Here is a 17,064-nt window from a genome sequence, read left to right as displayed (position 1 = left end):
TTCGATCTGGAGCCTGCCGATGACATCGCCCGAGGATTATTCACGGCTTCAATCCGCGATGAACCAGACCGTCAAGACGCATTGGAAGGCGTTCCTGTTCGAAGGCATCCTGCTCGCCGTTCTCGGCGTCGCGGCGCTGATCCTGCCGCCGCTCGCAAGCCTTGCGATCGCGATCTTCCTCGGCTGGATGTTCCTGATCAGCGGCATCGGCGGGCTGATCGTGACCTATTGGGCGCGCAACACGCCGGGCTTCTGGTGGTCGCTGATCTCGGCTGCGCTCGCCGTGCTCACCGGCATCCTGTTGCTGGCCCGGCCGGTCCAGGCCGTGCTGACGCTGACCATCGTGCTTGGCGCCTACTTCCTCGCCGAGGGGGTTGCGACCATCATGTACGCGCTGGAGCACCGCCGCGACCTGAGCAGCCGCTGGTCGTGGCTGCTGATCTCGGGCCTCGTCGACATCGCGATCTCGTTCATGGTGATCACGGGGTTGCCGAGCTCCGCGGAATGGGCCATCGGCATCCTCGTCGGTATCAACCTGCTGTTCGGCGGCGCCAGCCTGATCGGCATGGCGCTGGCGGCGCGCAAGAGCAACACCTGACGCGCCTCGTCGCCTGCTGCGCCGATTGGGGGGTGACAACCCTCGAACGGCGCGCTATATGGCCTGCCATGATCACCGTCGCCACCAGCTATTTTTGGTACTTTAGCTACGACAGCTCGCTGGCGGCAGGAGGATCGCGCTCAATCTGAAATATTGCAGCAAACGTCCGAACAAGCCGCCAGACCTGGCGGCTTTTTTATTGGCCGGCAGGTTCGAAACAAACAGGAGCCTGCCGTGCTGAGCACGACCGACGATCTTCGCATCCGCGAACTGAAAGAACTGAGCACCCCGGACGAGGTGATGCGCGAGGTCCCGCGCACGCTCACCGCCACTCGCGTGGTCATGGCCGCGCGCAACGCCATCCATGCCATCCTGAACGGCCAGGACGACCGTCTGCTGGTCGTCGTCGGCCCCTGCTCGGTGCATGATCCCAGGGCCGCGCTCGACTACGCCGAGCGTCTCGCCAAGATGCGCGAGGACCTCGCCGATCAGCTCGAGATCGTGATGCGGGTCTATTTCGAGAAGCCGCGCACCACGGTCGGCTGGAAGGGCCTGATCAACGATCCCGAGCTCGACGGCAGCTTCGACATCAACAAGGGCCTGCGGCTGGCGCGCAACGTGCTGTCGGCCGTGAACAATCTCGGCCTGCCCGCCGGCACCGAATTTCTCGACATGACGACGCCGCAATACATCGCCGACCTCGTGTCCTGGGCCGCGATCGGCGCGCGCACGACCGAGAGCCAGATCCACCGCGAGCTGGCGTCCGGTCTGTCGTGTCCGGTCGGGTTCAAGAACGGCACCGACGGCAATGTGCGGATCGCGGCAGATGCAGTGAAATCGGCATCGCATCCGCATCATTTCATGGCCGTCACCAAGCTCGGCCGCTCGGCGATCGCCTCGACCGCCGGCAATGAGGACTGCCACATCATCCTGCGTGGCGGCAGCCATCCGAACTACGACGCGGCGAGCGTTGCGGCGGCTTGCAACGAGTTGACCAGATCGGGTGTCGCGCCGCTGGTGATGGTCGATGCGAGCCACGCCAATTCGAGCAAGAAGCCGGAGAACCAGCCGCTGGTGATGGCGGACATCGCCGGCCAGATCGCCAGCGGGGAGCACCGCATCATGGGTGTGATGATCGAGAGCAATCTCGTCGCCGGCCGCCAGGACGTGGTGCCGGGCAAGCCGCTCGTCTACGGCCAGAGCATCACCGACGGCTGCATCGACTGGCCGACCACGGCAACCGTGCTCGAGCAGCTCGCCGACGCGGTCGAGGTCCGCCGCAACACCCGTGGCGCCGGATTGCACGAGCGGTCGGCATAGGACGCGAGCGAGATCGGCGCTTATCACCTCTCCCCAGCGGGGAGAGGTGGAAGCGATCAGCAGCCGCGGCAGATGCTCTTGATCTTCTTGTCGAGCGCCTGATTTTCCTTGCTGAGTGGATCGTTCGGGTCGCTCACAGTCTTGCTCGGCACGTCCGCGGCGCGCGGCTGGCGATGGCCCACGGGAGCCGGCGGCACCGAGCCGGAGTTCGCGCCGCTCGACGTCGAGCCCTTGGCGCCGGTCTGCGCGATCGCCGCACCGCCGAGCAAGACCACGAGCGATGCTGCCAGCATGATCTTCTTCATGTCCGATCCTCCATTCTCAAGCCGCGCATCCCACCGCTCAGGTCTCAGGCGGATAGAGATGAACGTCGCCGCAATAGTCGACGATACGATAGCTCGTTTTCGTCTCCGCTTCACGTGCATCGGTTGCGGTATTTTGCTGCGCCAGCACATAGCTGGGCCCCACCGGCGATTTGCCGGCGCCGCCGGGAATGTCGATGACATAGTCCGGCTGACACAGTCCTGACACCCGACCGCGCAACTGCCGCATCAAGTCCTGCCCCTCCGCCAGCGTCGTCCGCAGATGCGCCGTGCCCGGCGCGAGATCGCCGTGATGCAGATAATAGGGCTTGATCCGGCATTCGACGAAAGCTCGCATCAAATCCGACAGGGCCGCAATGTTGTCATTGACCCCGCGCAAGAGCACGGACTGACTCACCAGCGGAATGCCGGCATCGACGAGCCGCGCGCAGGCGGCGCGCGCCGGCCCCGTCAATTCGCGCGCATGATTGGCATGCACGGCCACCCACGTGGTCGCGCCCTCGACCTTGAGCGCCGCAACCATCTCCTCGCTGATGCGCCCGGGTTCGGCCACCGGAACACGGGTATGAAGACGAATGATCTTGACGTGCTCGATCGCCGCGAGGTCGGCCATGATCACGCTCATCCGCCGCGGCGACAGCATCAGCGGATCGCCGCCGGTCAGGATCACCTCCCAGATCTCGCGATGCGATCGGATGTAGTCGATCGCCGCGCGATAGGCATCGTCCGACAGCGCGCTCTCCTTGCCCGGTCCCACCATCTCGCGGCGGAAGCAGAAGCGGCAATAGACCGCGCAGACGTGAACGAGCTTGAACAAGACGCGATCGGGATAGCGATGCACGATCCCTGATACTGGCGAGTGCGGATGATCGCCGATCGGATCGGCATTCTCGCCCGGCTGCATCTCCAGCTCCGCAGCGGTCGGCACGAACTGACGGGCGATGGGATCGTCGGGATCTGACGGGTCGATCAGCTCGATCAGCGCCGGCGTGATCGCGACCGCATAGCGCGCGGCCACGCGCTCGAGCGCGGGCAGCGCTGCCGCCGGAGCAAGATGCTCGGCCACAAGCTCGGCCGGCTCACGCAAGGTACGTGCAAGATTGGCCTTCGTCATGTCTCACTAGACGTTTCATTTGCTGGCGGTGTCCACACCACCTGGTCAATTCGCGATGCGCCGCTCGCCAGCATCACCAGCCGGTCGAAGCCGAGCGCAACGCCGCTCGCCTCCGGCATTGCCGCAACTGCGGCCAGAAAGTCCTCATCCAGCGGATAGGCTTCGCCGTAGCGGCGCTGCTTCTCCGTCATCGATTCCGTGAAGCGCTTGCGCTGCTCCTCGGCGTCGGTCAGTTCCCCAAATCCGTTGGCGAGCTCGACGCCGCACGCATAGACCTCGAAGCGCTCGGCCACCCTGGGATCGTTCGCCTTGACGCGCGCCAGCGCCGCCTCTGGAGATGGGTATTCGAACAAGATGGTCAAACGCCCCTGCCCCAGATGCGGCTCGACATGCTCGACCAGGACCTTGCTGAAGATGTCGGACCAGGTGTCGTCCTCAGCTATCCGAACCTTTCCGTCGGCCGCCGAGGCGAGCGTGGCACGGTTACCCTCGCTGCCCGAGATTGTCGACAAGAGGTCGATGCCGGCGAACCGCTCGAAAGCGCCCGCGACCGTCAGAAGTTCCGGCTCGGCGAAGGGATCGGCGGTCCGGCCGCGGAATGAGAAAGTCCCGATCCCGGTCGACTGCGCGGCCCGGGCGATGACGACCACGGTGTCGGCCATGATGGCGTCATAGGAGGCGCCTGCCCGATACCATTCCAGCATGGTGAATTCGGGCAGATGCAGGTCGCCGCGCTCGCGGTCGCGGAACACGCGGGCGAGCTCGAAGATCCGCGTCTCGCCCGCCGCCAGCAGCTTCTTGCAGGCGAACTCGGGCGATGTCCGCAGGTAACGCCTGGCGCGGCTGCCGTCCGGCCGCATCAGCTCGGTCCGGGGGGCGTGCAGATGGGTCTCATTGCCCGGGGAGACCTGGAGAACGGAAGTTTCGACCTCAACGAAGCCCTGCTCGGCGAAAAAGCCCCGTATTGCGCTGGTAATGGCCCCCCTTGCCCTGAGGAAGGGCCGCCGGTCGACGTGCCGGTCAGGCGACCAGAACGGTGAGATCGGCTTGTCCCCAGTCATTAACCGACCGCCCCAGGCGCGAGCAAAACGCTGGCATCTAACGGCAAAATCAGTATGTTGCGGCCCGAAACGGGCGCCGAGGTCCGATTTGAGGCCCCAAGTCCCCCATCGATTTGACCACGTCCTGGCCGGTGCCGGGCCAAGCAAGCAGGAAATATCACTTTGAGAGTCATCGCCAGTTCTATTCGCAAGGGCAACGTGATCGAGCAAGACGGCAAGCTTTATGTCGTCGTCAGCGCCGAGAACATCCATCCGGGCAAGGGCACCCCGGTCAGCCAGATCGAAATGCGCCGAATCTCGGACGGGGTAAAGATCTCCGAGCGCTACAAGACCACCGACCAGGTCGAAAAGGCCACCATCGAAGAGCGCAATTACACGTTCCTGTATGAAGATGGCGACGGCTACCACTTCATGAACCCGGAAACCTACGACCAGGTCCAAGTTTCCAAGGACGTCGTCGGCGACGCGGCCGCGTATCTTCAGCCGGACATGACCGTCAAGCTGTCCATGCACGACACCAACCCGGTCTCGATCGCGCTGCCGCAGCGCGTGACGCTGGAAGTGGTCGAGACCGAGCCGGTGACCAAGGGCCAGACCGCATCGTCGTCCTACAAGCCCGCGGTGCTCTCCAATGGCGTGCGTACCACCGTGCCGCCGCACATCTCGGTCGGCACCCGCATCGTGGTGATGACCGAAGACGGCTCTTATTCCGAGCGCGCCAAGGACTGACGGGGACCAGAGCGGTCGCAACAGATGGCGCCGGGGGGCGGGACAGTGGTTGGGAAAGGTTTCCGCTTCGTCTCGCAACTCCTGGCGTCGCTTTCGCTCTTCAGCGCCTCTGCTCTCGCTGCGGATGAATTCCGCAGCCCCTCGCTCACGGCCCTGCGCGTCGACTGGCGCGCAGCGCTCGACCAGTTCCGCACCGAAATCAACAGCCGCCCCCGGGTCGCGGAGGATTTCGTCTTCGCGCCTCGCCGTTCCGTGCCGCGCTACGATCCGCGCGCGACGCCCGCACTGGTGCAGCTCAACGCGGTCTCCTCGCGCTTCTTCATCGGCATCACCCGCAGCCCGGTGCCCGTGCTGCTGCCGTTCGACGCTGCAGCCTACCTCGAGGGGCAACGCGGCGGCGCGCCCGCCACGCTCGCACTTTCGCGCTACCAGGCCGACTTCAATCCCGTCGACATGTTCGATGCCGGCCCCGCCGGCTACAGCGCGACCTTCTCGTTCGAGCCCGGCGCTGGCGAAGGCATGCCGGCCCGTGTGTTCGCACGGCCGGTCGAAGTGCAGATCACGGGCTCGGCGCTCGTCTACGACATCGCTGATCCCTCAGGGGGCAAGGGCGAGCAGGTCAAGCCGCTCGCGACGCTCTATCCGGATCTGCGACGTTTCATCCGCGAAGGTTATGTCCGCTACGCCTTCACCCGTTTCGGCGTCGCCTATGTGGTGTCGATCCAGTGCCTCGACAGCGTCGCCAAGCCGCGGCGGCTCGCCTGCAAGGAGGCCTATCCCGTCGCGGAGCGCTTCCTGAAGGCCTTGCGCGTGGCCGGCGGCCAGCGTGCGCGGCCATTGACGGACATCGCCTCCATTGTGGTCGATCGCCCGGCGGCGCGTTCCCCGGACTTCAGCTACAGGCCAAGCGGCGACATCATCCCGAACACCGGTTACCGCAAGCAGGGCGGCCATCCCGACGTGATGGCCTATGCCCAGATCCGCTTTCCTCTCGAGAAGGCTCCCGCCTTCGTGCGCTCGCAATCCTACGGCAAGCGCGAGAAGAGCGAGGGACCGACCGCCTATTACTGGCGCGACAATTTCTGCGAGTCGCGCAGTTTCGAGGTGTGGCAATGCGGCGGAGGCTACGGCCACCAGGGCGAGGACATCCGTGCCGCTGACTGCCCGCCCGCCGGCGAGCGCCGCGAGCCCTGCGATCCCAAGCAGCACGCGGTCGTAGCCGTGCGTGACGCGATCGTGATCCGCGCAGCCAAGGACCAGGCCGTGACGCTCCAGGTCAACAGCCGGACCGAGCACATCCGCTTCCGCTACATGCACATGAACCCGAACGCGATGAACGCCGACGGCGTGCTCAACGGCCGTAGCGTCACCGAGGGCGAGAAAATCGGCGTGATCTCCAATTATCTCGACCGTCCCGCCGGAACGTCGCTGCATCTGCATTTCGACGTGCAGGTGTTCACACGCGACGGCTGGATCTGGGTCAGCCCCTACGTCACCCTGGTCTCCGCCTATGAACGCCTGATCCGCGCCCGCGGCCGCGAGGTCGGCCCGGAGATCGCGGTCACGGCGCAGCCGGTCGCACACGCCTTGCCGGACGACGTGCTCAAGCCGGACCTGCGCGAAGGATCGAGCGGCGAGGACAACTGACGGCTTGCAAGAGCTGTCGTCGTACACACCGGCTCCAACGAGCAAAGGAAGGGTTGATGAGTGTCGGACTGATCGGTCTTCTCGACGACATCGCGGGGATCGCGAAGGTGGCGGCGGCCTCGCTCGACGATATCGCGGGCCAGGCGGCCAAAGCGGGCACAAAGGCCGCCGGCGTGGTCATCGACGACGCGGCCGTCACGCCGAATTACGTCATTGGTTTCGCCTCGAAACGCGAACTGCCGATCGTCGGCAAGATCGCGGTCGGATCGCTGCGCAACAAGCTGCTGATCCTGCTGCCGATCGCCCTGCTGCTCGGCTATTTCCTTCCCGCCGCGGTCACGCCGCTGCTCATGCTGGGCGGCGTCTTTCTCTGCTACGAGGGTGCCGAGAAGGTGCTCGAAGCCGTGATGCCGCATCACGCGCACCATCACGAAGCCCAGCTCGAGCCGATCGCGGCGGATGCAAGCTCGGTCGAAGACGAGAAGGTCGCGAGCGCCATCAAGACGGATTTCATCCTGTCGGCGGAGATCATGGCGATCACGCTGGCGGCGATCCCCGTGGGCAGCATCTGGACACAGGCGCTGGTGCTGGCGCTGGTCGGTTTCGCCATCACGGTCGGGGTCTACGGCGTGGTCGCGCTGATCGTGAAGGCGGACGATGCCGGCCTGGCCCTTGCGCGTTATGACAGCGCCTCCTTCGTTGGCGGCGCGATCCGCTTGCTCGGGCGCGCGCTCGTCCGCGGCATGCCCGCCTTCCTGGCGGTGCTGAGCACTATCGGCACCGCCGCCATGATCTGGGTCGGCGGCGGCATCATCCTGCACGGCATCGAAAAATACGGCCCGCCCGCGGTCGGCCACACGGTCCATGCCGCGACCGAGGCTGCCGCGCATCTCCTTCCATCGGTTGCCGGTATCGTCGAATGGTCGGTCGAAGCCGCCATCTCGGGCGTGCTTGGGCTGATCATCGGTGCGCTTGCGATTCCGGCCGTCGAATACGGACTTGCACCGGCCTGGAAACGGTTGAGGCGATCGCGGGATCGAGCCTCTTAGCCGCATCCGACCGAGGAGCGCGAGCTAATCCAGGAACGTCGTGAGCTGCGCGCCCTCGTCCGCCACGAACACCGCAATCAACTCCGCCGGCTCGGTCGCGCTGGCATTGGCCGAGACCAGATGCGTCGAGCCCGGCGGCTCGAAGAACGACTGGCCGACGCCGAACGTCTCGACCGGGCCGCCGCCGAGCTGGGAGCGGATCTCGCCCTTGGTGACATGGGCCGTCACCGAGCCTGCGTGACGATGTGGCCGCGAAAACCCGCCGGGACCGTAGGAGACGCGCACGATGGTGACGCGCTTGCCCGGGACGTTGGGCAGCGCGTAGGAGCCGATCGGCTCGACCTTGTCGAGCGACGAGCCATCCGCAGCACTGGCGCAGAGCGGCGCCAGTGCGCCCGAGACGGTGTCCATCGTCACAGGAAGCGCTTTGCCGATCGCCAGCGCGCAGGCGAGCCCTGCGACGACGGCGACCGCCGGGGAACGTGACGGTGCCGGGCGCTGCACGGCAGAGAAGCTCATGGCTGTCATGGTGACCTCCCCGCGCGCCGCTCAAGAAGCCGCATGCGCGGCCGCCGGCCGCAACGCCGGCGTCCAACGAAACGCAGCACCAAAGCGGTTCCAGACGTTGATCGAGGCGACGGCCGAAGTCAGGTACATCAGCTCGCTCTCGGAGAATTCCCGGGCGGCTTCGGCGTAGACCTCCTCGCTGACGCCATCGGGCAGCAAGGTCAAGGCCTCGGCCCAGGCCAGCGCGGCCCGCTCGCGCGGCGAAAAGATCGGCGCCTCGCGCCAGACTGCGACCAGATGAAGCTTGTCGACGGGAACGCCGATCCGTTCCGACAGCAGGACGTGGTGCTGCACGCAGAAGGCACAGCCGTTGATCTGCGAGGCGCGCAGCTTGACGAGCTCGACGAGCTGCTTGTCCAGGCCGGCCTTGCCCGCAAGCTGCCCCAGCGCCAGCACCACGTCAAATACGTCGGGCGCGATCTTCTTGAAATCCTCGTATTCGCTGCGGGCCTGTGACATTGCGGTTCACCTCGTCTTATTGTAAGTGTCCTTATATCTTATAAGAGCTCTGATATGTCGCGCAAGACCGCTGTCGTCACAAGATCGAAAACCGCCCATAAGGTGCAAGAAGCTGCCGGCGGCGGCACAGTGCGCGTCCCCGCTCCCGGCGAAGGCAAGCGCGGCGAGCAAGGCTATCTCGGCTATCTGCTGCGCCAGGCGCATGCCGCGGTCCGGCTGACGCTGGAGCGGGCCCTCGCCGATCTCGGCGTGACCTCGCCGCAATTCGCCGTGCTGACGATGCTGAATGCCTATCCGGGTCTGTCAGGCGCCGACGTTGCCCGCCTCACCTTCCTGACGCCGCAGACCGTCGGGGTCATCATCCGCAATCTCGAACGTGATGGCGCGATCGTGATGACGCCCCATCCCGTTCACGGCCGCATCCAGCAATGGACGCTGACGACGCGCGGTACGGCGCTCCTGAAAGCCTGCCGGGAGCGTGTGATCGAATTGGAGAAGCGCCTTGCTCGGAGCCTGGATACGAAGACGGAGACTGCAATCCGGCGCTGGCTCACGGGCATCGCGACCGAGCTGCAAGAGGATTAGACGGCCCCGTCTCGCCGCTTGCGACCTGCAAGTAGCGATCCGCAGGGCCTCTACCCGCCCTTCAGCGCATCCTTGACCTCGCCGTCGGGCCAGGCTTCGCCCGCAGCGATCACCCGCACGCGGGTTTTGTCGTCAGCGTTGACCAGCACATGCGAACTCACCCGGTCTCCGCTCGGCTCCAGGTGCAGATCGGTTTCGGGCTTCCAGCTCAGCGTGGTCGCGAGATCGCCGGGAAAGATCTGCCATTGCGATCCGTCGTCGAGCTCGACGAAATGGCTTTCCGCATGCGTGCGTATCTTCATTCCACCCCGATTCTCGATGAATCGAAATGGCCCCGGCACTCGGGCCGGGGCCTGTTCCGTCAGTCGTTGTCGTGATGAATCACGGTCTTGCTGCGATTGCCGAATTCATCTTCCTTCTTGATCACGGTGGTGCGGCTCGACGGCTCGCGCTCCTTGATGACCGTGGTGCGATCACGCTCCCGAACGCGATAATCCGGCGACTGGCCAACCGTCACACCGGCACCGACCGGACCGACGCGAACGCCGACTTCATCGGCCAAGGCAGGGGCCGCAATGGCGGTGACCATGGCAGCGGCAAACAGATACTTTCTCATCATGTCCTCCTGGTTGTGCTGGGAAGGGAATGCGAAGCTGCGACCATTGGTTCCAGGCAAATGCCGGTTCCGGCCGCTCCAGGAACCGGCTCACAGGAGCGCTGTTTCACGCTAGAATGGCGCCATGAAACACACTGATTCCTCGACCGATCACACCCGACGCTATCTGCTGAAATCCGCGGTCGGCGTGGCGGCTCTGCTCGCCACACCCGCCGATGTCTTCGCTGCGCCTCCCGGCTTCGAGGAATGGCGCGAGAGCTTTCGTGCACGTGCGATGGCGAAGAACATTTCCGCTGCGACCTGGCAACGCGTGATGGGGCGGGTCGAACCCGACATGAGCGTGTTCAAGCAGATGCGCAACCAGCCCGAATTCCATGAACAGGTCTGGCAGTACATCAATCGCCGCGTCTCCGACTGGCGCATCATCAACGGCAAGATCGCGCTGAAGAACAACGAGTCGTTGTTCGCCCGCATCGAGCGCGATTTCGGCGTCGAGCGCGGCACGCTGCTGGCGCTGTGGGGCGTCGAGTCCGCCTATGGCGATCCCCTGGTGCAGCAGAATCACATGAGACCGGTGTTTCCCTCGCTCGCGGCGCTCGCCTGGAACGAGCCGCGCCGCAAGACCTATTGGGAGACCGAGCTCATCAACGCGCTGCGCATCGTCGACAAGGGCTGGAGCACGCCGGAGGAGATGAAGGGCTCGTGGGCCGGCGCGATGGGGCACTCGCAATGGATGCCGGAGGTCTGGCTCAATGTCGGCATCGACTATGACGGCGACGGCAAGGTGTCGCCGTTCGGCAAGCCCGACGACGCGCTGGGCTCGACCGCAAAGTATCTGGTCAATCGCGGCAAATGGCATCGCGGCGAGCATTGGGGCTATGAGGTGCGCGCGCCCGGTAATATCAGCGGCAGCCGCACCTATGCGGCCTGGCAGGCGGCCGGCGTCACCCGCGCCGACGGCCAGCCCTTCCCGCAACCGAATGCATCCGCGCAGATGTGGACGCCGGTCGCGGGCGGGCCGACGTTCCTGCTGGGACCGAACTTCTACTCGGTGAAGAGCTACAACCCCTCGATGAACTATGCGCTGGCGATCTGCCATCTCGGCGACCGCTGCCTCGGCGCGCCGCCGTTCATCCAGCCCTTCCCCGGCTCCGAACGCGCACTGACCCTCGCCGAGGTGCAGGAGATGCAGACGCGCCTGACCAAGGCCGGCTTCGACACCGGCGGCACCGACGGCCGCGTCGGCAACGACACCATGAAGGCGGTCAAGGATTTCCAGCAGCGCGCAGGCATCACGCCGGCGGACGGTTATGGCGGGCTGAAGGTGCTGGCGAAGCTGCGGCAGACCAACTAGCACGGCCGGAAGCGCCGGCGCTGGCGCCTCCCCCGAGCTTGCAGCCGACCCTCAAGCCGCGTCTCGCTGTTCTGTCAGCTTCAGCAGCTCATCGACCAGGTCATCCACGGCACGCTCGGCCGCGGCAATCGACGCCTGCAACCGATCGTCGGCGAATTCGTCGTACTCGACTGCGATGCCGTGGAACGCCGTGATCCCGATGAAAGCAAACACGTCCCGGACGGCTCCTTCGACATGATTGACGGCGGCCATACGCCCGCCCGGATCGTACCCGTAGTCTCCGCGCGAACCGAGCAGGACAAGATGCTTGTCCATGCCCGCAAGCAGCGGCGTATATGGATTGTCCGGACATGATCGGTCGAAGCCGAAGGTGCGTCCGACCCGAACAACGTTGTCTATGTATGCCTTGAACTGCGCTGGCACACCGAAGTTGTACATTGGCACGCCCGCGACGATCAGATCAGCTGAGATCAGCTCGTCGACCAGCGCATCGCTTTCCGCCAAAGCCTCTCTCATCCATGGCTCGCGCCGATCGGGCTTCGCGAAGGCCGCCTTGACCCAGTCGTCGGTCACCGGCCGCGGTGCGAAGCAACCGAGGTCGCGGCTGACGACGCGATCCCCCGGCCGCGACTGTAGCCATCGTTGGACGAAACGCTGAGTCAGACGCCTCGTATGCGAACCACGCGGATTTGCATCTGAAGGCTCCAACCGCGCACTTGAATCGATCTGTAGCAGTTGCATTGCAGAACTCCTCTCATCTGTTTGACCAATAGATCGGTTCAGGCCCCGTCGTTGACAAACGAAAGTTGCTCAGCTTATGGATGAACTGCATTCATCCTCGAGTTCGCGATGAGAAGGCTTCCTCCGCTGGCGGGATTGCGTGCATTTGAAGCGGCGGCACGTCACCTCAGCTTCAAGCGCGCCGCCGATGAGCTTCACGTCACGCCGACCGCGATCAGCCATCAGGTGCGACAGCTGGAGCAGACGGTCGGGGTCAGGCTGTTCGAGCGCCGGACGCGGCAGGTCCTGCTCACCGCCGAAGGTCAGGTCCTGCTTCCGGTCCTGCGCGAGGGCTTCGATGCCTTTGCGCGTGTTCTGGAGGGATTGAGCCGGAAGCGGCGCCGGGCGGTGGTCACACTTTCGGCGACGCCGGCTTTCACAGCCAAATGGCTAGTGCCGCGTCTTCCTGGGCTCCGAAAGAGCAGAGCCGACATTGATCTCACATTGCTTGCGACCTTGGAGGTGGTCGATCTCAATTCGACCGCGGACCTCGCACTTCGCTACGGTTCCGGTCCCTATCCCGATCTGATTGCCGAGCCGCTCACGGTCGATCGTTTCGCGCCGGTCGCCAGTCCGCGCTTGGGCATCCGAAGACCGAGCGACCTGCGCTCAGCAACGCTGCTACATTTCGACTGGCGCCGTCGTGATGCCGGAAATCCGACTTGGCGGCGCTGGCTCAGGATGGCCGGTATTGACGACGTTGATGCGCGCGCAGGCGTGCATTTCAGCGATGAAACCCATGCCATCCAGGCAACCGTCGCCGGCGCTGGTGTCGCTCTGCACAGTCTTGTGCTCGTCGCCGACGAACTTTCGCAGGGAACGCTGGTCGCACCATTCGGGCCGGAGCTGGAAGGCTTTTCGCTGCACTTGGTCCGCAGCCGCGACCGGCCGCTCACCGAGCCGGTCGAGGCTGTACGACACTGGCTGAAGTCAGAATTCGAGGCGGCCCGCTGATACGCACGCGCAACTCAAGCGCGCCCCGGAATGGCACCGTGGTCAATGCCGATACTGCGGCTCCTCTGCATCGAGCTGCCTGCGGATCGCGGCGAGATGCAGCCGGGCGGATTCGGAATCGCCCTCGCGCATTTGCCGGTAGGTCTCCGCCGCAACGGCGGGATCGACCGGCTGCACCTTCCGTCCCGTCGACATCGCCAGAACCTGCACTTCGGCAGCACGCTCGAGGTAATAGAGGTCGTCCCACGCCTCCGCGATGGTCGGGGCCAGCACCATCACGCCATGATGCTTCATGAAGACGATATCGGCATCGCCCACGGCCGCGGCGATCCGCGCGCCTTCGCGGCTGTCGAGCGCAAGGCCGTTATAGTCGCGGTCCACAGCCGTCCGGCCATAGAATTTCAGCGCGGTCTGGCCGGCCCAGATCAGGGGATCGCCCTCGGTCATCGACAGCGCCGTGGCGTAGGGCATGTGCGTGTGGAACGCGACCTTGGCGCGCGGCAGCAGCCTGTGCATCTCGGCGTGGATGTAGAACGCGGTCGCCTCGGGCACGCCCTCGCCGTCGAGCACGTTGCCGTGGAAGTCGCAGATCAGGAGCTTCGACGCGGTCAACTCGCGGAAGGCGTAGCCATAAGGGTTCACCAGGAACAGATCGTCATGACCAGGCACCACGGCCGAGAAGTGGTTGCAGATGCCTTCCTCAAACCCGTTGCGTGCGGCCATGCGGAAGCAGGCGGCTAGGTCCTCGCGCGCGGTGCGGATCGCATCGGTCGCAAGGTCCGGCCGGTTCGAGCGGAATGGCGCGGGCGCGGATGAGGAAGCGTGAAGGCTGTGCGCCATGGCGAGGACACCTCTGTCGGTCGGGAGCTATTCGCGTTGTACAGCGGCGGCGCCTGCGCGTCAGCCCCTGCGCGGTGCCACCCTGCCCTGCGCGGCTTCAGGCCCGCCGGGGCACGCCGCCTGCGTTCATGCCGCCGTCGATCACGAGCTCGCTGCCAGTGACGTAGCGCGAGGCGTCGGAGGCCAGGTACAGCACGCCGGAGGCGATCTCCGCGGCCTGCCCGGCGCGGCCGAGCGGAGTTGCGACCTTGGCCCGTTCCTCCGGATCGATCGGCGCGTTCTGGCCGGCGCCGGTCGCCCCGGTCGGGATCTTGCCCCAGATCGGCGTGTCGATGATGCCGGGATGAACCGAGTTGACGCGGATGCCGTCGCCGGCCGCCGCGCATTCCATGGCGATCGACTTGGCGAACAGCCGGACGCCACCTTTCGTCGCTGAATAGGCCGACAGACCGGGCGCGCCGCGCAGGCCCGCTAGCGAGGACATCATGACGATCGAGCCGCCGCCATGCTTGCGCATCAGGGGAAGGCAATGCTTGACCGAGAGAAAGACACCATCGAGATTGATCGCGTTCTGCTTGCGCCAGTCAGCGAGTGTCATGTCGACGATCGAGGGCACTGCAATGCCGATGCCGGCATTGGAGACCAGAATATCGAGCCGGCCGTAGCGCTTGGCGATCTCGGCGACGACCTCGATCCAGCGCTCTTCGCTGGTGACGTCCTGTTCGAGAAAGAGCGCCTTGCCGCCGGCATTCGTCACGCGCTTGGCGAGCTCCGGGCCGCGCAGCTCGTCGATGTCCGTGATGACGACTGTCGCGCCCTCGCGCGCGAACAGCTCGACGATGGCCTCGCCTATACCGGAGGCCCCGCCCGTCACCAGCGCGACCTTGCCCTCAACCTGCCCTGCCATGTTCTCTCCCTTTTCTTGTTGTTCGAGACGTCAACTTTCACGCATGATCTCTTCGGAAAACCGCTTCACACTTTGCGCTTGCGCGGACCTTCGGGTCCGGATCATGCGTCATCTAATCACGGACGGCCCCTGGTCCGGTAGCGCGACGTCGACGACGCGGAATTGCACCCGCTCGGCACCCTGATAGCGGTCGACCGAGAGCGAGCCGGCGACATGCAATTGCTGGCCGCGATTGGCGAGCAGCGCGTTGCCGAGCTTCTGGCCGACCGAGCGGAACGCGATGCCGTTGACGATGGCGCCATCGCCCGACTTGAAGCGCAGCCTCAAGTGAGCCTGGCCGACCTCGTCGGCAAACACGAGCTGGTGCGCCGGCAGCGCCAGCACGGGCTCCGGATTGCCGCTGCCGAAGGGACCGGCGCGGTTGAGCGTCGCCGCAAGCTCCGTCGTCACTGCCCGCGCGGAAACCGCGCCGTCGATATAGAGCTCGTTGACGTGGCGCGCCTCGGCGACGTCCTGCGCCAATGCGTTCTCGAGATAGGCGCGGAATTCGGCGAGCTTCTCTTTGCGCAGCGTCACGCCCGCGGCCATCGCGTGCCCGCCGCCTTTGAGCAGAATGCCGTCGGCCACCGCCTGCCGCACCGCCTTGCCAAGATCGACGCCGGCGATCGAGCGGCCCGAGCCGGTACCGATACCGCCCGGCTCCAGGGCGATGGCGAAGGCGGGCCGCGCGAACTTCTCCTTGAGGCGGGAGGCCACGAGGCCGACGACGCCGGGATGCCAGCCTTCGGAGGCCGTGACGATGACGCCGAGCTTGTCCTCCAGCCCGATCGAGGCCAGCGCCTCGGCTTCGGCTTGCGCCTCGGCGGCCTGCTCGATGACGCGGCGCTCGCTGTTGAGGCGGTCGAGCTCGGCCGCGATCCGCGCCGCCTCGACGCTGTCGGCCTCCAGCAGCAGCCGCACGCCGAGATCGGCGCGGCCGATCCGGCCGCCGGCGTTGATGCGCGGCCCCAGCATGAAGCCGAGATGCCAGGCCTCCGGGGGCCCGTTGAGCCGCGCCACGTCCATCAGCGCGGTATGGCCGACATGGTCGCGCCGGCGCATTGCGATCAGGCCCTTGGCGACGAAGGCGCGGTTGAGACCGATTAGGGGGGCCACGTCGGCAACCGTCCCGAGCGCGACGTGATGCAGCATGCCGAGCAGATCCGGCTCGGGCATTTCCGCGCTCCAGAAACCGCGCTGACGCAGCTCGCGATTGACCGCCACCAGCGTCACCAGCACGAGACCGACCGCCGCGAGATGGCCGAGGCCCGAGAGATCGTCGAGCCGGTTCGGATTGACCAGCGCGTCGACCTCCGGCAGCTCGGTGCCGGCCTGGTGATGATCGATCACGACCACGGACATGCCGAGGCGCCTGGCCTCGGCGAGCGGTTCGATGCTGGTGGTGCCGCAATCGACGGTGACGAGCAGCGTGGCGCCCTTCGCGGCGAGCGCACGCACCGCTTCGGTGTTCGGTCCGTAGCCCTCGAAAATGCGGTCGGGAATGTGGATCAACGGATCCAGGCCGCAATGGCGCAGGTGCCAGGTGAGCAGCGCCGCCGAGGTCGCGCCGTCGACATCGTAGTCGCCGAAGATCGCGACCTTCTCGCCCTTGGCTGCGGCATCCGCGATCCGCTTCGCCGCGGCCTCCATCTCCGTCACCGTGAACGGGTCCGGCATGAGCTTGCGGATGGTCGGATCGAGGAAGTCGGGCACCGCGTCGATGTCGACGCCGCGGCCGGCCAGCACCCGGGCCAGCAATTCCGGAAGCTGGTGCCGCTGCACGATCGCGAGCGCCTGGGCCGCCCCCCGGGCATCCAGCCGGTCGCGCCAGAGCTTGTCGGTCAGCGAGCGCGCGACGCCCAGGAACGCCTGGGGCGCTTCGACGGGCAAGGCGGTGGCAGGCGGCGTCATGGATCGCAGTTGGTTTGAGGAAGCCGCAGTCGACGAGGTCGTGCCGGTCCGGCTTGCGGAGTGATTGACCCGGAATCTCCGGGCATTTGCAATCTCCGCGGCGCACAAAGCGGGGGATTGCCGATTTACTGCGCTGAGTGACTATCATTTGGGCAATCCGCCGAACAGCAAATTAAGCAGGCGTTAGGCGGAATCTTCGAAAAAGAATCGT

19 protein-coding genes are annotated in these 17,064 nt (G+C 65.6%); 8 read left to right on the top strand and 11 right to left on the bottom strand.

Annotated elements, in window-relative coordinates:
* Positions 1-19: 19 nt before the first annotated feature.
* A complete protein-coding gene (locus DCM79_RS09450) occupies positions 20-598 on the top strand; it encodes an HdeD family acid-resistance protein (protein ID WP_257179594.1) in 579 nt (192 codons plus the stop codon).
* A 234-nt stretch (positions 599-832) separates the two neighbouring features.
* The gene (locus tag DCM79_RS09445; RefSeq protein WP_257179593.1) at positions 833-1,918 is read left to right on the top strand and encodes a 3-deoxy-7-phosphoheptulonate synthase; all 1,086 of its coding nucleotides are present in this window, start codon (positions 833-835) and stop codon (positions 1,916-1,918) included.
* Positions 1,919-1,974: 56 nt separating this feature from the next.
* Here DCM79_RS09445 and DCM79_RS09440 read toward each other — a convergent pair whose 3' ends face one another.
* The 3 genes from DCM79_RS09440 to epmA are packed head-to-tail and all read right to left on the bottom strand — an operon-like array spanning position 1,975 to position 4,416.
* Entirely contained in the window at positions 1,975-2,223 is a 249-nt protein-coding gene (locus tag DCM79_RS09440; RefSeq protein ID WP_257179592.1) for a hypothetical protein, read from the bottom strand.
* 37 nt (positions 2,224-2,260) lie between these two features.
* The gene (locus tag DCM79_RS09435) at positions 2,261-3,355 is read right to left on the bottom strand and encodes a lysine-2,3-aminomutase-like protein (RefSeq protein WP_257179591.1); all 1,095 of its coding nucleotides are present in this window, start codon (positions 3,353-3,355) and stop codon (positions 2,261-2,263) included.
* The gene (gene epmA, locus DCM79_RS09430) at positions 3,352-4,416 is read right to left on the bottom strand and encodes an EF-P lysine aminoacylase EpmA (RefSeq protein WP_257180721.1); all 1,065 of its coding nucleotides are present in this window, start codon (positions 4,414-4,416) and stop codon (positions 3,352-3,354) included. Before epmA ends, DCM79_RS09435 begins: the two co-directional genes overlap by 4 nt.
* 162 nt (positions 4,417-4,578) lie before the next feature.
* Between epmA and efp the strand changes: the two genes are divergently transcribed.
* The 3 genes from efp to DCM79_RS09415 are packed head-to-tail and all read left to right on the top strand — an operon-like array spanning position 4,579 to position 7,841.
* Positions 4,579-5,145, top strand: coding sequence for an elongation factor P (gene efp / locus DCM79_RS09425; RefSeq protein WP_028136595.1), 567 nt, complete (start codon positions 4,579-4,581; stop codon positions 5,143-5,145).
* Positions 5,146-5,169: 24 nt separating this feature from the next.
* Positions 5,170-6,792: a M23 family peptidase gene (locus tag DCM79_RS09420; RefSeq protein ID WP_257179590.1), complete on the top strand. Its 1,623-nt coding sequence runs from the start codon at positions 5,170-5,172 to the stop codon at positions 6,790-6,792.
* Positions 6,793-6,848: 56 nt separating this feature from the next.
* Positions 6,849-7,841, top strand: a complete 993-nt coding sequence (locus DCM79_RS09415; protein WP_257179589.1) for a DUF808 domain-containing protein — start codon at positions 6,849-6,851, stop codon at positions 7,839-7,841.
* 24 nt (positions 7,842-7,865) lie between these two features.
* Here DCM79_RS09415 and DCM79_RS09410 read toward each other — a convergent pair whose 3' ends face one another.
* Positions 7,866-8,369, bottom strand: coding sequence for a cupin domain-containing protein (locus tag DCM79_RS09410; RefSeq protein ID WP_257179588.1), 504 nt, complete (start codon positions 8,367-8,369; stop codon positions 7,866-7,868).
* A gap of 21 nt (positions 8,370-8,390) precedes the next feature.
* Entirely contained in the window at positions 8,391-8,867 is a 477-nt protein-coding gene (locus tag DCM79_RS09405) for a carboxymuconolactone decarboxylase family protein (protein ID WP_257179587.1), read from the bottom strand.
* Between the two features lie 54 nt (positions 8,868-8,921).
* Between DCM79_RS09405 and DCM79_RS09400 the strand changes: the two genes are divergently transcribed.
* Entirely contained in the window at positions 8,922-9,452 is a 531-nt protein-coding gene (locus DCM79_RS09400) for a MarR family winged helix-turn-helix transcriptional regulator (protein WP_257179586.1), read from the top strand.
* Positions 9,453-9,502: 50 nt separating this feature from the next.
* Here the strand turns inward: DCM79_RS09400 and DCM79_RS09395 are convergent, their stop codons facing one another.
* Both DCM79_RS09395 and DCM79_RS09390 read right to left on the bottom strand, forming a co-directional pair.
* Positions 9,503-9,754, bottom strand: a complete 252-nt coding sequence (locus DCM79_RS09395) for a hypothetical protein (RefSeq protein ID WP_257179585.1) — start codon at positions 9,752-9,754, stop codon at positions 9,503-9,505.
* 59 nt (positions 9,755-9,813) lie between these two features.
* Complete coding sequence (locus tag DCM79_RS09390) at positions 9,814-10,068, bottom strand: hypothetical protein (protein ID WP_257179584.1); 255 nt, start codon at positions 10,066-10,068, stop codon at positions 9,814-9,816.
* Between the two features lie 124 nt (positions 10,069-10,192).
* Between DCM79_RS09390 and DCM79_RS09385 the strand changes: the two genes are divergently transcribed.
* Positions 10,193-11,422 carry a lytic murein transglycosylase gene (locus DCM79_RS09385; RefSeq protein WP_257179583.1) on the top strand — a complete coding sequence of 410 codons (1,230 nt, stop codon included), beginning with the start codon at positions 10,193-10,195 and terminating at the stop codon, positions 11,420-11,422.
* 51 nt (positions 11,423-11,473) lie between these two features.
* Here DCM79_RS09385 and DCM79_RS09380 read toward each other — a convergent pair whose 3' ends face one another.
* Positions 11,474-12,163 carry an FMN-dependent NADH-azoreductase gene (locus tag DCM79_RS09380; protein ID WP_257179582.1) on the bottom strand — a complete coding sequence of 230 codons (690 nt, stop codon included), beginning with the start codon at positions 12,161-12,163 and terminating at the stop codon, positions 11,474-11,476.
* Positions 12,164-12,271: 108 nt separating this feature from the next.
* Here DCM79_RS09380 and DCM79_RS09375 point away from each other — a divergent pair, with 108 nt between their 5' ends.
* Positions 12,272-13,156 (top strand): LysR substrate-binding domain-containing protein, encoded by an 885-nt coding sequence (locus DCM79_RS09375; protein WP_257179581.1) that lies wholly within the window; start codon positions 12,272-12,274, stop codon positions 13,154-13,156.
* Positions 13,157-13,198: 42 nt separating this feature from the next.
* Here DCM79_RS09375 and DCM79_RS09370 read toward each other — a convergent pair whose 3' ends face one another.
* The 3 genes from DCM79_RS09370 to recJ form a co-directional block, all read right to left on the bottom strand.
* Complete coding sequence (locus DCM79_RS09370; protein WP_257179580.1) at positions 13,199-13,996, bottom strand: aldolase; 798 nt, start codon at positions 13,994-13,996, stop codon at positions 13,199-13,201.
* A 97-nt stretch (positions 13,997-14,093) separates the two neighbouring features.
* Positions 14,094-14,903: an SDR family NAD(P)-dependent oxidoreductase gene (locus DCM79_RS09365; protein ID WP_257179579.1), complete on the bottom strand. Its 810-nt coding sequence runs from the start codon at positions 14,901-14,903 to the stop codon at positions 14,094-14,096.
* Positions 14,904-15,011: 108 nt separating this feature from the next.
* Positions 15,012-16,853, bottom strand: a complete 1,842-nt coding sequence (gene recJ / locus DCM79_RS09360; RefSeq protein WP_257179578.1) for a single-stranded-DNA-specific exonuclease RecJ — start codon at positions 16,851-16,853, stop codon at positions 15,012-15,014.
* Positions 16,854-17,064 lie beyond the last annotated feature (211 nt).

The organism is Bradyrhizobium sp. WBOS07, from assembly GCF_024585165.1.
Classification (GTDB): domain Bacteria; phylum Pseudomonadota; class Alphaproteobacteria; order Rhizobiales; family Xanthobacteraceae; genus Bradyrhizobium; species Bradyrhizobium japonicum_B.
Note: the sequence above shows the minus strand (reverse complement) of the source record. Positions and strands in the feature narration are given on the sequence as shown.

Bases quoted from the DNA above. Each gene is read 5' to 3' on its own strand.
- DCM79_RS09395 (WP_257179585.1), bottom strand. From the start codon at position 9,754: ATGAAGATACGCACGCATGCGGAAAGCCATTTCGTCGAGCTCGACGAC.
- DCM79_RS09405 (WP_257179587.1), bottom strand. From the start codon at position 8,867: ATGTCACAGGCCCGCAGCGAATACGAGGATTTCAAGAAGATCGCGCCC.
- DCM79_RS09390 (WP_257179584.1), bottom strand. From the start codon at position 10,068: ATGAGAAAGTATCTGTTTGCCGCTGCCATGGTCACCGCCATTGCGGCC.
- epmA (WP_257180721.1), bottom strand. From the start codon at position 4,416: ATGACTGGGGACAAGCCGATCTCACCGTTCTGGTCGCCTGACCGGCAC.
- DCM79_RS09385 (WP_257179583.1), top strand. From the start codon at position 10,193: ATGAAACACACTGATTCCTCGACCGATCACACCCGACGCTATCTGCTG.
- DCM79_RS09420 (WP_257179590.1), top strand. From the start codon at position 5,170: ATGGCGCCGGGGGGCGGGACAGTGGTTGGGAAAGGTTTCCGCTTCGTC.
- DCM79_RS09450 (WP_257179594.1), top strand. From the start codon at position 20: ATGACATCGCCCGAGGATTATTCACGGCTTCAATCCGCGATGAACCAG.
- DCM79_RS09365 (WP_257179579.1), bottom strand. From the start codon at position 14,903: ATGGCAGGGCAGGTTGAGGGCAAGGTCGCGCTGGTGACGGGCGGGGCC.
- DCM79_RS09410 (WP_257179588.1), bottom strand. From the start codon at position 8,369: ATGACAGCCATGAGCTTCTCTGCCGTGCAGCGCCCGGCACCGTCACGT.
- DCM79_RS09400 (WP_257179586.1), top strand. From the start codon at position 8,922: ATGTCGCGCAAGACCGCTGTCGTCACAAGATCGAAAACCGCCCATAAG.
- DCM79_RS09440 (WP_257179592.1), bottom strand. From the start codon at position 2,223: ATGAAGAAGATCATGCTGGCAGCATCGCTCGTGGTCTTGCTCGGCGGT.
- DCM79_RS09435 (WP_257179591.1), bottom strand. From the start codon at position 3,355: ATGACGAAGGCCAATCTTGCACGTACCTTGCGTGAGCCGGCCGAGCTT.
- recJ (WP_257179578.1), bottom strand. From the start codon at position 16,853: ATGACGCCGCCTGCCACCGCCTTGCCCGTCGAAGCGCCCCAGGCGTTC.
- DCM79_RS09370 (WP_257179580.1), bottom strand. From the start codon at position 13,996: ATGGCGCACAGCCTTCACGCTTCCTCATCCGCGCCCGCGCCATTCCGC.
- DCM79_RS09375 (WP_257179581.1), top strand. From the start codon at position 12,272: ATGAGAAGGCTTCCTCCGCTGGCGGGATTGCGTGCATTTGAAGCGGCG.
- DCM79_RS09380 (WP_257179582.1), bottom strand. From the start codon at position 12,163: ATGCAACTGCTACAGATCGATTCAAGTGCGCGGTTGGAGCCTTCAGAT.
- DCM79_RS09415 (WP_257179589.1), top strand. From the start codon at position 6,849: ATGAGTGTCGGACTGATCGGTCTTCTCGACGACATCGCGGGGATCGCG.